The organism is uncultured Schumannella sp. (assembly GCF_905479755.1).
Taxonomy (GTDB): Bacteria; Actinomycetota; Actinomycetes; order Actinomycetales; family Microbacteriaceae; genus DCRR01.
The window spans coordinates 1-12,866 of sequence record NZ_CAJQNT010000008.1 but is presented as its reverse complement, the minus strand read 5'-3'; the positions used below and the strand labels follow the sequence as shown (position 1 = coordinate 12,866).

Genomic DNA, 12,866 nt, shown 5'->3' with positions numbered 1-12,866 from the left:
GGGAGCCCCTCAGCCTTTGACGCCCGCGGAGGCTGAAACTCCGCGCAGGAACTGCTTCTGGAACAGGACGAACAGCACGACCGGCACGATCAGCGCGATGAACAGCGCTGCCATCTGCACCCCGAGCTCGGTGTTCTTGAGGTTGAGGAAGAGGGCCACCGAGATCGGCTGGAGCTCGCGGTTGGTGATGACAAGCAGCGGCCAGAGGAAGTCCTTCCAGGAGGCCATGATCGTGATCAGCCCGACGACACCGAGAATCGGTCGGGAGAGCGGCAGCACGATCACCACGAAGATGCGCCAGGCGCCTGCGCCGTCGATGCGCGCCGCTTCGAACACATCACGAGGCAGCGAGTCGAAGAACCGCTTGGTCACCAGGATCATGAAGGCGTTCGCCGCCCCGGGCAGCCACAGCGCGAAGTAGTTGTCGATCAGAGACCCGCCCACGACGGGCAGATCGAGGATCGTCAGGTACAACGGCACCAGCGCGATGATGCTGGGGACGAAGAGGGTGGCGAGGATTCCCGCCGAGAGCGCCGGTGCCCATCGGGGCTTGAGCACGCTGAGGCAGTAGGCGCATGTCGTGCAGACGAACAAGGTCACGACGGCCTGCCCGGCGGCGATCACGGCCGTGTTGAACATATACTTGCCGATCGCCGACTGCTCCCACGCGGTGACGAGGTTCTGCCATTGCACGATGCCGGAGGGGAAGATCCCCAACGGATCGGTGATGATGTCCTGGGTGGTGGAGATCGCCGACTTCGCCAGCCAGAGGAGCGGCCCGAGCCCGGCGATCAGCAGCCCGACCAGGATGAGAGCCTGCACGACGAACAGCGTGATCCGCACGCCCGGCTGCTTCCGATCGGCGGGAGAGATGATGCTCCGCTCTTCGGCCTCGATCTCCCGGTCGCGGAGGTTGCGGATGCCGGCGCGCACTCGCGTCGCGATGCTCATTCGGTGCTCCATCTCTTGGTGGCGGCGAAGTAGGCGACGCTCAGGACCCCGAGTGCGAGGGCGAGGAGCGTGCTCAGCGCACTCGCGGCGCCGAAGTCCTGCGAGACGAACGCGTAGTTGTAAATCATCAGCAGGATGGTCATGGTCGAGTTGCTCGGTCCACCGCCGGTGAACAGGAATGGCTCGGCGAAGACCTGCATGGTTCCGATGATCTGCAGCAGCACCATGATGATGATCACGCCGCGGATCTGCGGGAGCGTGACGTTCCAGATCTTCGACCAGATGCTCGCACCGTCGAGGTCCGCCACCTCGTAGAGCTCGCTGCGCACGCCTGTCAGGGCGGCGATGTAGATGATGACGGTGGCGCCCGCGCCCGCCCAGGTCGCCTCGATGACCATTGAGGGCAGTGCCAGCACGGTGGAGTTGAGCCAGCCCAGAGGGCCGAGGCCGAAGAAGCCGAGGATCTGGTTGAAGAGTCCGGTGCCACCGGGGTCGTAGAACGTCTTCCACAGCAGGATGGCGACGACCGGCGGAATGACGACGGGAAGGTACGCCAGCAGATTGAAGAGGCGCTTCGACTTGCGGAGCTCAGCCATGAACACGGCGAGGAAGAGCGGCACCGGGAATCCGATGACGAGTCCGAGTGCGACGAAGAGGAGAGTGTTCCCCACGGCCTGCGGTAGCAGCGGATCGCTGAGGACGTAGGCGAAGTTGGACCATCCGACCCAGCTCGGGTCGGCTGCGAAGTTGACCTTCTGCCAGCTCATGATGAGACCGCGCACGATCGGTCCCCAGGAGAAGTACCCGAAGACGATGAGCGCCGGGAGAGCGAAGAGCACGGCGGTGAGCCCGCCCCGCCTCATCCACACCCGCGGGGCCGAGATTCGAATAGGGGGAACGACCGACGTGGTGGCTTCCGCCATTCGGTCTTGCACTACGGACATCATGACCTCGATTGTTGGCACGATCCGGCAGTCAGTGGGCGGGGGATCCCCCGCCCACTGACTGCTAGCGGGCGATCTTGCCGTTGACAGTGTCGATCGCGCTCGCGATCAACGCGTCGATGTCGGCGTCGGGATCGGACAATACCGCCTGGATCACGGGGTCCAAGGAGGCGTACACATCCTGCGCCTTGACGGGCGGTTCGATCAACAGCGGCATCGTGGCGAGCGAGGCCGTGTACGGGTCGAAGTTCGCCAGCGGCACGTTGATGTAGTCGCCGATCCATCCGAGGTAGCTCTCGTAGTCGGCGTCGCTCAGCACCGGCAGCTCCGGCAGTCCGACGGGCAGATTCTGATCCGCGTTCGCCTTCGCCGCGTCCACCGCGCTCGCCTCGACGAGCTTCGCGTCGAGGTAGACCTCTTTCACATAGAGCGCGAGCGCCTCTTTCTGCGCTTCGGTGGTCTCGGGGCTGACCATGAAGACGCCGCCGCCGGTGAGAGTGCCGTTCGTTCCGTTCGCCTGCGGCATGGGGCCCATGCCGATGCTCTCCGGGTTCATGCCGTAGGTGACCGTCGCATCCTGATAACTGGACGGCGAGCCGATGAACATCCCGACGCGGTTCGAGGCGAGTGCCTCCCCGATGCCGGCCTGGTTGTAGAGGATGTTGTCGCCGATCGACTTGTCGTCGAAACGCATCTCCTTGAGAAGCTCGAGGTACTCCGCCGTCGCTCCGTCGTCGAAGGTGGCCTCGGTCCCGTCCTCGTTCTCGATGGTGCCTCCGTACGAGTAGCTCGCCGCCGTCAGCATCCACCCGCCAGTGTTGGTCTGCGTCATCGTGCCGTAGCCGGGAACGCCGGTCGCTTCGGTGATCTGCTTGGCGTACTCACGCACCTCTTCCCACGTGGTCGGCGGCTTGTCGGGGTCGAGTCCCGCCTGGGTGAACAGGTCGCGGTTGTAAACGAGACCGAGTGCATAGGCCGTGAAGGGAACCCCGAAGACCTGGCCCTCGTCGTCGGACGCGAGTTCCAGCGTGTCCGGGTTCAACTGCTCGAGGATGCCGGTGCTCTCGAGGGCGTCGGTGATGTCACCGGCCTGCTGGTTGCGCACGATCGAGAGCGAGTCCGTGAAGTACACGACGTAGAGGTCGGGCAGGGTGCCACCGGCGAGCATCGCATTGAACGTCTGCGGGTCGAAGTTCTTGTCGGAGCCTTCGACAGTGATGTCCGGGTGGTCCGCCATGAACTCGTCGATACGGTCGTTGAAGACCTTCAGCTGCTCCGGCTGGTCCGCCGGCGGCTTGCCTGTGACGGTGATCGTGACCGGGCCGTCTTCTTCCTCCGGTGCGGCGGCAGGCGCGCAGCCGGCCGCTCCCAGGACGACGACGGCGGCGAGAGCCGCCAGCATGGTTGCCCGTGGCTTCATCATTGAAACTCCTCAGTATTCCGGTATGCGATTCCGATGGGGTTGCCCTGAAGCTGTGTTCGCGACACCTCGGACAACGTTGTCTCATTGTGAATCAAACCTGCGGCAAAGTCAAGATCCCCCACGACCGGATGCTCAGAAATCGATCGCGTCGAGATCGCGAGGGGCGATCGGGAACACATACTCCGGCTCGAAGCCGAGCAGCTCGCGGGCTCGGGACGTGTCGATTCCGACGGCACGTCCGACGAGCGGATGCCGCACCGGAACGCCCGGCGCCCAGCGCGCCAGCCCCTCGGCGGTCGGCCACGGCACCGACGTCTCGGGGGCCGCGACGAACAGGATCTCCGCGCCGGGCGTCGGCAGCGAGAGCCCCAGGATGAGTGCGCGGGCCGCATCCGCGACGTGCAGGTACGACCAGCCCTCCTTGACCGCCCGCCGGGGGTCCGCCAGGTTTAGAGCACTGATCTCGGCGATGAGAGATTCCGGACCGGTGTGCGGCAACCTCAGGCAGGCGATCGCCATGTCCCAGTGACTTGCGCACATCTCCGCCGTCAGCTCATCCTGCCGTTTCGACAGGGAGTACCAGTCGTCGAGCTGCGAGGACAGCTGTTCGTCGAGAGGGAAGTAGGCGGGCATCACATCGTGACTGTTGAACGTCACGCCGATAGCGTTGATGCTCGACGCTATCGACGCGTGCCGGATGCCGGCCTGCCCGGCCGCACTCAGCACCGTGAACGTCGACACGACGTTGGTCGTGAAGACCTCATGCGGCGTCCCCGCGGCCGGCGACGGCAGCGCCGCGCAATGGATCACCGCGGCACAGCCGACCAGCGCGCAGGCGATATCGCGCTCGTTCCGCGAGTCGCCGACGACGAACGTGTCGGCCTCGGTCGATGCGCCCGGCGGTACGGCATGTCGATCGAAGCCGGTCACCTCGACCCCGGCCGCCGCTAGCTGTCGCACGACCTCACGGCCGATCGATCCGCTCGCACCGGTAACGAGAACCTGGCCGAGGGTGAACGGATCGAGGCGTGTGAGATCAGGCATGATCCGGAGCGACCGGCCAACGCCCGCCCCTGCTCACCAGCCGGGTCGGCAGGAGAACCCGGCGGGGGTCTGACGTGTCGCCCGCGATCCGATCGAAGAGCCGCTCGGCGGATGCGACGCCCAGCGCTTCGGTGTCGTAGTCGACGATCGTCACCGCCTGCGGCAGCAATCGCGACATCTCGAAATCGTCGAATCCGACGACCTCGACATCAGCCGTGCGACGCCAGATCTCCTCCACAGCACCGATCGTGCTGCGGTTGTTGCCGCACAGCACCGCGGTGGGCGGATCCGAAAGATCGAGCATCCCGGCCATCGCCGCGACCGCATCGTCCGGTGAATGCGAGTCGTACGAGACGATGCTGTCATCCAGGGAGAGGCCGGCAGCCCTCATCGCCCTCTGCACACCCGTCAGACGCTCGCGCATCGTGAAGATGTCGAGGTCGTCGAGAAGCAGGCCGATTCGCCTATGACCGCGCGCGATCAGGCCGGCCGCAGCATCCGAGGCACCTCCCTGGTTGTCGACGAGGATGGCGTCCGCCTCAAGGCCATTGCCCGGGCGATCGAGGAAGACCACAGGGATACCCAGCTCGACCTCGGCCCGGAGATAGCTGTGATCGCTCGATGTGGGCACCACGATCAGGCCGCTGACCCGCCGCTGGCAGAGGTCGAGCGCGGTGCTGCGCTCGAGCTCGTCGTTCTCCTCGGAGCTCGACATGATCACGTGGAACCCGCGCTCGCGTGCCACCGCCGCGATCGCGCTCGACAGGGTCGAATAGAACGTGTTCGACAGGTCGGCGGTGATGAGGCCGATCGTGCGTGTCTCGGTGCCCGAGCGCAGGCTGGCCGCGACATCGTTGCGACGGAACCCGAGCTTGCGGATCGACTCGTAGACCCGCTCGGCCATCTCCGGGTCGACCGTCGAGATGCGGTTGACGACGCGAGACACGGTCTTGAGGCTGACACCGGCGTCAGCTGCGACATCCACCATCGTGGGGCGGCCGCTCGAAATCACCATTCCCGCATTCTGCCTCATGACGGCGGCGCCGGTGGTCGCGCCACGAGAACTTCTCCGCTGCCGGAGATCGTCATGGCCCCCGCATCCCACGGCACGACCACCGTGGCACCGGCCGCCAGGATCTGCTCGCCGCCGTTCGTCGCCAGAGTGATCGAACCGTCCGTGACGAGGACGATGGCGAAGCCCCGATCGAGAGTGATCTCAATCAGGTCAGCAGAGACCCGGTGACGCTCCAGCCGGAAGTATTCGGCTGCCGCCGGCGGGAGCGTTCGAGAACCCCACGCATCCGAGCTGATGAGCGCATCGAGCGCTTCCTCGGAGACCGGCCGCAGGTCGACGGCGGCCAGGGCGCGATCGAAACCGACACCCAGATGGCCGTCCGCAGCCCCGTCGAGGCCGAACCCGCGCCACTCCAAGAGGATCGAGAGATCCTCCGGCTCCTGCAGCTCGGCCAGCAATATGCCTTCGCCGATCGCGTGCAGCATGCCGGCCGGTACGTACACGGTGTCGCCGCGCTCGACCCGTCGCCGACGCAGCAGTGCGAGGAGGCCGTCCGTGTCCTGAGAGTCGACGAGGGCGGCGACGTCGGCGAGGTCGACGTCTGCGCGCACGCCCAGGTAGACGTCGCCGCCGGTGAGGATGTGCCAGGCCTCGACCTTGCCGTGCGTGCGACCGAGCCATCGATTCGCGAACTCGCGGTCGGGGTGCGCGTGCACTGGGAGACGCTGTCCGGCGTGCAGCAGCTTGACCAGCAGCCGCGTGTCGGCGCCGTACGCGGCCACATGCTCCGGCCCCAGCCATCCTTCCGGATCAGCGGCGAGGGCGTCGACAAGAAGACGCCCGTCCGGCAGGGTGGTGAGCCCGAGAGTCGGATGCCCAGCCATGCTCGTGGTCGAAGCGACCCAGTCCTCGGGTACGTCGTCTCCCGTTGCCTCCCTTCCGCGGAAGTTGGCGATCAGCGCGCCACCGCGATAGAAGCGATCTCTGGGTTGATTGGGTTCTAGAACGAGCGGTTGCACGATACGATGCTAGACAACGTTGTCCCACGGGGCAATAAATTGACATGGATCGCACGACCCGCAGTAACGAGACCACTCGATGATGAGATGAGAACCCCATGCGCAGACGTTGGAATCTGAGCGAGCAACCCTGGACCCTCCGCGGTTGGCGGCAGAACGACTGGGAGATGGGCAAGTCCTTCACCCGCACCGAAGACGGCACCAACGATGTCGCACCCCTGATCGTGTCAGTACCTGGATCGGTGCGCGGTGCCCTCGTCGAGGCGGGCATCGTGCCGTCACCCTACGTCGGCACCCAATCGCGCGCGTCGGAATGGATCGAGAACCGGCACTGGAGCTACACCACCGAGCTTCCAGCAGACGTGCTCGACGCCGCCGCGGACCATCGCATCATCCTCACCGCCGAGAGTCTGGATTATGCCGGCGTCGTCCTCGTCGACAGCGAGGAGGTCGCCCGCTTCCAGGGGTCGCTGATCCCCGTCGAGTTCGATCTGACGGATGCGATCGCGAGCGGTGGCCGCGATCTCACGATCGTGTTCACGCAGGTACCCGACGACCTCGGACAGATCGGCCGCACCAGCCGCATCCGGGAATGGAAGGCGCGATTCAACTACGGATGGGACTGGACTCCCCGGATCGTGCAGCTCGGCATCGCGGGGCCGATCGCCCTCGAGGCCCGCACCGGGGCAGTGATCGACGACGTGAGGGTACTCCCCGCATACGACACTCAGGCTGGGACCGGCCGCCTGCGTGTGCGCGTCGCAGCATCCGAGGCAGGTCACGGCGCCACCGTGACGATCGCCGGGCCCGCCGCATCGACAACGCACACTATGAGGGCCGATGGGGAGTGGCACGACCTCGACATCGGAGCCGTCGAGTCGTGGACGGTTCATAACGCCGGCGACCAGAATCTGTACGACGTCACGGTCGAGATCCCGGGCGACACCATCACCCGTCGCGTGGGTTTCCGCGAACTCCGCTGGCTCCCGACCGAGGGCGCGCCAGCGGGCGCGGAGCCGTGGCTGCTCGAACTGAACGGACAGCAGATCTTTCTCGCGGGCGTCAACTGGGTGCCGATCCGGCCCGACTACGCCGATGTCCGGATCGAGGACTACCGGCTCCGCTTCGACGCCTACCGCGACCTCGGTGTCGTGATCCTGCGCGTCTGGGGTGGGGCCGCCCTCGAGCGCGCGGAGTTCTACGACCTCGCCGACGAGTACGGATTCCTCGTCTGGCAGGAGCTTCCGCTCTCCTCGAGCGGCATCGACAACTCCCCGCCCGACGACCCGGAGTTCGCTGCCGAGCTCGCCGGAATCGCGTCGAGCTACGCGCGACGCATCTCCCATCACGCCAGCCTCGCCGTCTGGGGCGGCGGTAACGAGCTCACCAATGACAGCCCGGTGATCACCGACATCACACCTCTCGACGACACGCATCCGGCGCTGGCCGCCGCGAAGCAGGCGTTCGCCGCCGACGATCCCACCCGCCGCTTTGTCGCCACGTCACCGCTGGGACCGAGCACGTGGGCGCTGGAAGACGACTACGGCACCGGTGTGCATCACGATGTGCACGGACCGTGGGAGTACGACAAGTCGTTCGAAGACTGGAAGCGCTACTGGGATGCCGATGATTCGACTCTCCGCAGCGAGGTCGGGATGAGCGGGGCGAGCGGTATCGACCTCCTCGAACGGTTCGACATGGCCGGTCCGACCGCCACCCCGGCGGAGCGTGCGGCGCTGCAGCAACGGTGGTCGCACTCCTCGGCGTGGTGGCTGGGCGAGTACAAGAGGTGGGACGGGACTGGCACGCTGGAGGAGTGGGTGGCGCACAGTCAGGCGCGCCAGGCCGAGTGGTTGGGGTACGCGGCTGCCGCCAGCCGCAACCGCTTCCCGGCGGTCGGCGGATTCATCGTCTGGCTCGGCCACGACACCTTTCCGTGCGCGGTCAGCCTGTCGGTGCTCGATTTCGAGGGAGCGATCAAGCCGGTCGGAGACGCCCTGCGTCGGGCGTTCCGCGCCTAGCCTCGCTGCGGGCCCGGGTCAGCGAATGGCCAGGGCGAGTGCCGCCGCGATCTCGTCGGCGCGGCGCTCGCCCCCGGCCGGCGCCATGCGGTTGGTCGTGTATCCGAACGCGAGCCGGTTCGCGGGGTCCACGAAACCGAGCGCTCCGGCCGCACCGTCGTGTCCGATCGCTCGATGACCGGCGAACGGCCGGCCGGCGAAAGGCTTCTGGAACACCACCCCGAACCGGCCGGGCTGGCCACTGAAGAGATCAGTCCCTGCCGATTGGATCTGACCGAAGTCGTCGACCGTCGCATCCGTAAGAAGACGCGGCGCGCCGAGGTCATCCATGACCGACGCGTACAGGCGGGCGATACCGCGCGCGGATGCCACACCGCCGGCGGCAGGCATGCCCACGGCGTGGGACTCCCGCGAGTTCGCCAAGTGATCGAGGCCGGGGTCGAGCAGCAGCGGACTGACGATCAGGTCGATGACCTGCTTCGGCGTCGGCGGAGCGGGCGGGACGTCCGGGATCACGACGGGAGCGACCCGGGTCTCGAGCTCCGCGGGCAGGCCGAGGTAGAAGTCGATGTCACGGGATGCGCGCACCTCTCGCTCGTAGAAGGACTGCAGCGACTCTCCGGTCACCCGACGGCACAGTTCGTTCATCAGCACACCGAGGGCGAGGGCGTGATAGCTCCATCCGATCCCCGGACGCCAGAACGGTCGCTGCGCGGCGAGGCGCGCGGCGCCCCGCGCGTCGTCAGTGAGCTCGGCCCAGCTCAGACCGCCGTCCGCCTCGACGAGACCGGCGCGGTGGCTGAGCAGCTCGCGCACCAGCACGTGCTGCTTGCCGTGCTGGCCGAACTCGGGCCAATAGCGCACCACAGGCGCATCGAGATCGAGCAGACCGCGCTCGACGAGGATCGCCAGACAGATCGCAGAGACTCCCTTCGACACCGAGAACACGCAGAGCAGCGAGTCTCGACCGAGGCCACGGCCTCCCCAGGCGTCCAGTACGAGCTCGCCGTCCACGTGCGCCGCGACCTGCGCCGAGTAGTCGGGGTCAGCAGCGCATTGACGTTCGAGGACGTCTGCTGCCTCTTCGTACCCGGCCGCGACCGTCCACTCGTCCCGCTCGATCATCCGCTCCCCCTCGACACGCTACGTCAGCACCGGCGCGACCACGCGCTGCTCGCGCTGCGAGGTCATCGCCGCATCGTACAGGCGGTGCGTCAACCACGCCTCCTGCGGCGTGACGCACCCGAACCGGTCGCCGAGTGCCCCCGCGCGTTCGGCGAGGAAGGCCGCCCACATCTGCAGGATCGCGTCGGAGAACCCGAACTCGAAGATGCCGCCCGTGACCGTGGGCCAGTTCGACTGGCTGCCCACCTGAAGGTGCTGCCAGACCTGCTCCGCACCGGCCGGCGCCCCGGGAGAGCCGGGACGCCGCAGCACCCGCAGGGTCTTCGGCTCGGCCGTGGAGAATTCGACGACACCGTCGAGCCCCGAGACGCGCAGGCGCCAGGTGTTCTTCTGTCCGGGATCGATGCGCTTCGTCTCGACGACCAGAGGGAACTCGTAGGCGACACCCCCGGTCTCGGTCGCGACCGTCGCAGTGACGGTCGCGTTCTCGATCGTGTCGCATACGACCATCGCACCCGTCGCGTCCGGTCGCTCGGGGATGAGGTCCTGCAGCACCGCGTACAGCCGTGCGGGGGTCCAGCCGAGGCGCAGCGGAACGTGCCAGGCATGCAGCCCGAGGTCGTTCATCACCCCGACCTCGCCGCAGTACTGCGCCTGCCGCTTCCAGTTCAGCGGCTTCGCAGGGTCGTAGTCGCTCGAGTGGAGGAACGCGCTCGACGCCTCGATCACACGACCGACACCGTTTCCGCGCACGAAGTCGATGGCGGCCTGAGCACCGGGGAAGAAAGGCAGCTCGCTCGATACGCGGACGAAACGTCCGGTCTCGTCGATCGCGGCGAGGATCGCATCAGCGGCCCCGGCATCGATGCCGAACGGCTTCTCGGCCAGCAGGTCCTTCCCCGCACGCAGCGTGTCGATGTACATCTGCTCGTGCAGATCGTGGCGCACGGCGATGTAGACGACGTCGATCTCCGGATCGGCGAGCAGCTCCCTATAGTCCGTGACCTTCGTGGTGACGGTGAGTATCTGGTCGAACCAGTCGAGGGCGGCGGGGTTGATGTCGGCGACACCGGTCAGCACGGGCCGCACGGGATGGTCGATCAGCGCGGGCCAGCGCTGGATCGCGGCGGCGATCTCTCGACCCATCAGTCCGCCGCCGACGATGCCCACCTTGACCGCCTGCGGGGAGGACGTGCTCATGCGACACCCCCTTCGTCGGAACCGGTCTCGATGAGCGCCAGAGCATCGTCGACCGACAGCCCGTCGTGCAGGACGCCCATCAGCGCTGCGGTGATTCCCGCCGGGTTCGGATGCTGGATGATGTTGCGGCCATAGACGATGCCCCGCGCGCCCTGCGCCAGCACGGCCTCGGTGCGACGCAGCAGCATCTCGTCCGGCGCACGACCGCCGCCGCGCACCAACACCGGGATGTCTCCCGCCACATCGACGACTCGGTGGAAGTCGAGCGGGTCGTCGGTCGGATCGGCTTTGATCAGGTCGGCGCCGAGCTCGCGCGCCTGCCGCACGAGGGTGACGATCTTCTCGGTGTCGCCGTCGACCATGTACCCGCCGCCGGCCTTCGCGTTGTCCTGCATGACGAGCGGTTCGATCATGAGTGGCATGCCGTAGCGCGTGGCTTCGGCCCGCAGTTTCATGATGTTCAGCACGCACTGCTCGCGCACCTCGGGGCGTTCTGGGAGGAACAGGAGGTTGACGCATACAGCCGCCGCGTCGAGTCGCACCGCCTGCTCGATGGCATCCGGGAATACATGGCTGAACAGGTGGCTGTCGAGAGGGTTCCCGTAGATGTTGGCGATATCGGTGCGCATCACGAGCGCGGGCTTCGGTCGCTGCGGGATGCGCTGCAGCACCGGAGCGAGACCGGGACTCAGCTGCACCGCGTCGGGGCCGGCGGCCACGATCGTGGCGACGCTGGACTCCATGTTCTCGATGCCGGTGAGGAAGCTGGGTTCCCCGAAGAATCCGTGATCGACAGCGACGTCGAGAGCACGGTTCGAGCGTGGATTGAACAGTCTGTTGAGTCGGTAAGTGTGCATGGTCCTCCGAACGGTACTATGGTGAGACAACGTTGTCTAGCCGAAGGAGTCCTGGACTATGAGTGCACAGCCGGACTCCGGTTCGCGCAGAGACAATGGCAATAGCTCGGTCGTTCCGACAGCCCTGGTCGTCGGCCACGTCTGCGTCGACCTCACCCCCGGTCTCGACTCCGCACCCTCACTCGTTCCCGGGGGTCTGAGCGCTGTCGGTGATCTGCGGATGACGCCCGGAGGCTGCGTCGCCAACACCGGCGGCGACCTCGCCGGGCTCGACATCACGGTCGCGGTGTCCGCCGACATCGGCGATGACGAACTCTCCGGGCCTCTTCGTCGCCTCGTCGCCGGGCGCGGACTCGACACCCGCGGATTCCGCACCACGGCGGCCACGACCTCGTATTCGATCGTGATCCAGCCGCCGGGGCGCGACCGCACCTTCTGGCATCACACCGGTGCCAACGCTCTCTTCGACGGAACACACGTGGTGCTCGACGGCGTCGATCTGCTGCACGTCGGCTACCCGCCCCTCCTTCCCGCTCTCGTCGCCGACGAGGGAGGCCCGCTCGTCGCGCTCCTCGACCGGGCGCGCTCCGCCGGCATCACCACATCCCTGGATCTCGCCGTCGTCGACGCTCCCACCGACCAGACGCGGATGTTCTGGGACGCAGTGCTGACGGCCGCCCTTCCCTCGACGGACATCGTCTCGCCGAGCCTCGACGACCTCGCATCCGCCCTTGGTTCCGACGCGCTCGGCGACCGCACTCCCGTCACCGCGGCTCAGCAGCTCGTCGAGCGCGGTGCCGCCATCGCGGTCGTGTCCGACGGGATCCGCGGCTTCGGGATCGCCACCGGGGATGCGGCCCGTTTCGCCCGCGGAGGGTCGGTGGTCGCCGGCCTTCCGGCCTCGTGGCACGACCGCCGCGAGAGCGTTCCGGCCTCGATCGTCAGCGCGCCTGTCACCACCACCGGCGCGGGCGACGCCGCGACAGCTGGCCTGCTCGCGGCCGTGCTGCGCGGAATGACCCCGGACGCGGCGGTGCGTTTCGCTGCGGATGTCGCCGCCGCGCGGGTGGCGGGTCTTCCCCTCACGACCGTGGCGGCACAGCATCCGAACGACCGGGAGAGCGCGCTGAGGTCGTCGTGATCGAGACCGCGGGCTTCGTCGCGTCCGGCTACGAGTCCGTGGCCGACGCGTGGTCCGAAGACCCGCTCGGTCTCGACACCGGCGGCACCAGTCTCGCGGTCTACCGACACGGCCAGCTGGTACTCG

The 12,866-nt window shown here is 67.1% G+C and carries 11 protein-coding genes; 2 read left to right on the top strand and 9 right to left on the bottom strand.

All coding sequences use genetic code 11. The annotated features are described in order from the left end of the window. Positions 1 to 9: 9 nt before the first annotated feature. The 6 genes from QZ258_RS02505 to QZ258_RS02480 all read right to left on the bottom strand — a co-directional run bounded on the left by QZ258_RS02505 (position 10) and on the right by QZ258_RS02480 (position 6,261). Positions 10 to 951: a carbohydrate ABC transporter permease gene (locus QZ258_RS02505; RefSeq protein WP_294178729.1), complete on the bottom strand. Its 942-nt coding sequence runs from the start codon at positions 949 to 951 to the stop codon at positions 10 to 12. After that, positions 948 to 1,814 (bottom strand): carbohydrate ABC transporter permease, encoded by an 867-nt coding sequence (locus tag QZ258_RS02500; RefSeq protein WP_294178728.1) that lies wholly within the window; start codon positions 1,812 to 1,814, stop codon positions 948 to 950. Before QZ258_RS02500 ends, QZ258_RS02505 begins: the two co-directional genes overlap by 4 nt. 145 nt (positions 1,815 to 1,959) lie before the next feature. Beyond that, complete coding sequence (locus tag QZ258_RS02495; protein WP_294178726.1) at positions 1,960 to 3,318, bottom strand: extracellular solute-binding protein; 1,359 nt, start codon at positions 3,316 to 3,318, stop codon at positions 1,960 to 1,962. Positions 3,319 to 3,450: 132 nt separating this feature from the next. Continuing rightward, positions 3,451 to 4,362 carry an NAD(P)-dependent oxidoreductase gene (locus tag QZ258_RS02490; RefSeq protein WP_294178725.1) on the bottom strand — a complete coding sequence of 304 codons (912 nt, stop codon included), beginning with the start codon at positions 4,360 to 4,362 and terminating at the stop codon, positions 3,451 to 3,453. Then, the gene (locus QZ258_RS02485; RefSeq protein WP_294178724.1) at positions 4,355 to 5,377 is read right to left on the bottom strand and encodes a LacI family DNA-binding transcriptional regulator; all 1,023 of its coding nucleotides are present in this window, start codon (positions 5,375 to 5,377) and stop codon (positions 4,355 to 4,357) included. Before QZ258_RS02485 ends, QZ258_RS02490 begins: the two co-directional genes overlap by 8 nt. A gap of 14 nt (positions 5,378 to 5,391) precedes the next feature. Next, on the bottom strand, positions 5,392 to 6,261 hold the full coding sequence (locus QZ258_RS02480) for a class I mannose-6-phosphate isomerase (protein WP_294178723.1): 870 nt from the start codon (positions 6,259 to 6,261) through the stop codon (positions 5,392 to 5,394). A gap of 233 nt (positions 6,262 to 6,494) precedes the next feature. Between QZ258_RS02480 and QZ258_RS02475 the strand changes: the two genes are divergently transcribed. Then, positions 6,495 to 8,417: a glycosyl hydrolase 2 galactose-binding domain-containing protein gene (locus QZ258_RS02475; protein WP_294178722.1), complete on the top strand. Its 1,923-nt coding sequence runs from the start codon at positions 6,495 to 6,497 to the stop codon at positions 8,415 to 8,417. Between the two features lie 18 nt (positions 8,418 to 8,435). On the opposite strand, the gene QZ258_RS02470 is transcribed toward QZ258_RS02475, so the two are convergent. Genes QZ258_RS02470 through QZ258_RS02460 form a run of 3 tightly spaced genes read right to left on the bottom strand, consistent with a single transcriptional unit; the run spans position 8,436 to position 11,599 of the window. After that, positions 8,436 to 9,542 (bottom strand): serine hydrolase domain-containing protein, encoded by a 1,107-nt coding sequence (locus QZ258_RS02470; RefSeq protein WP_294178721.1) that lies wholly within the window; start codon positions 9,540 to 9,542, stop codon positions 8,436 to 8,438. 18 nt (positions 9,543 to 9,560) lie between these two features. Continuing rightward, complete coding sequence (locus QZ258_RS02465) at positions 9,561 to 10,742, bottom strand: Gfo/Idh/MocA family protein (protein ID WP_294178720.1); 1,182 nt, start codon at positions 10,740 to 10,742, stop codon at positions 9,561 to 9,563. Beyond that, positions 10,739 to 11,599 carry a class I fructose-bisphosphate aldolase gene (locus tag QZ258_RS02460; RefSeq protein ID WP_294178719.1) on the bottom strand — a complete coding sequence of 287 codons (861 nt, stop codon included), beginning with the start codon at positions 11,597 to 11,599 and terminating at the stop codon, positions 10,739 to 10,741. Before QZ258_RS02460 ends, QZ258_RS02465 begins: the two co-directional genes overlap by 4 nt. A gap of 58 nt (positions 11,600 to 11,657) precedes the next feature. Between QZ258_RS02460 and QZ258_RS02455 the strand changes: the two genes are divergently transcribed. After that, entirely contained in the window at positions 11,658 to 12,740 is a 1,083-nt protein-coding gene (locus QZ258_RS02455) for a carbohydrate kinase family protein (protein ID WP_294178718.1), read from the top strand. The last annotated feature ends 126 nt before the right edge of the window (positions 12,741 to 12,866 follow it).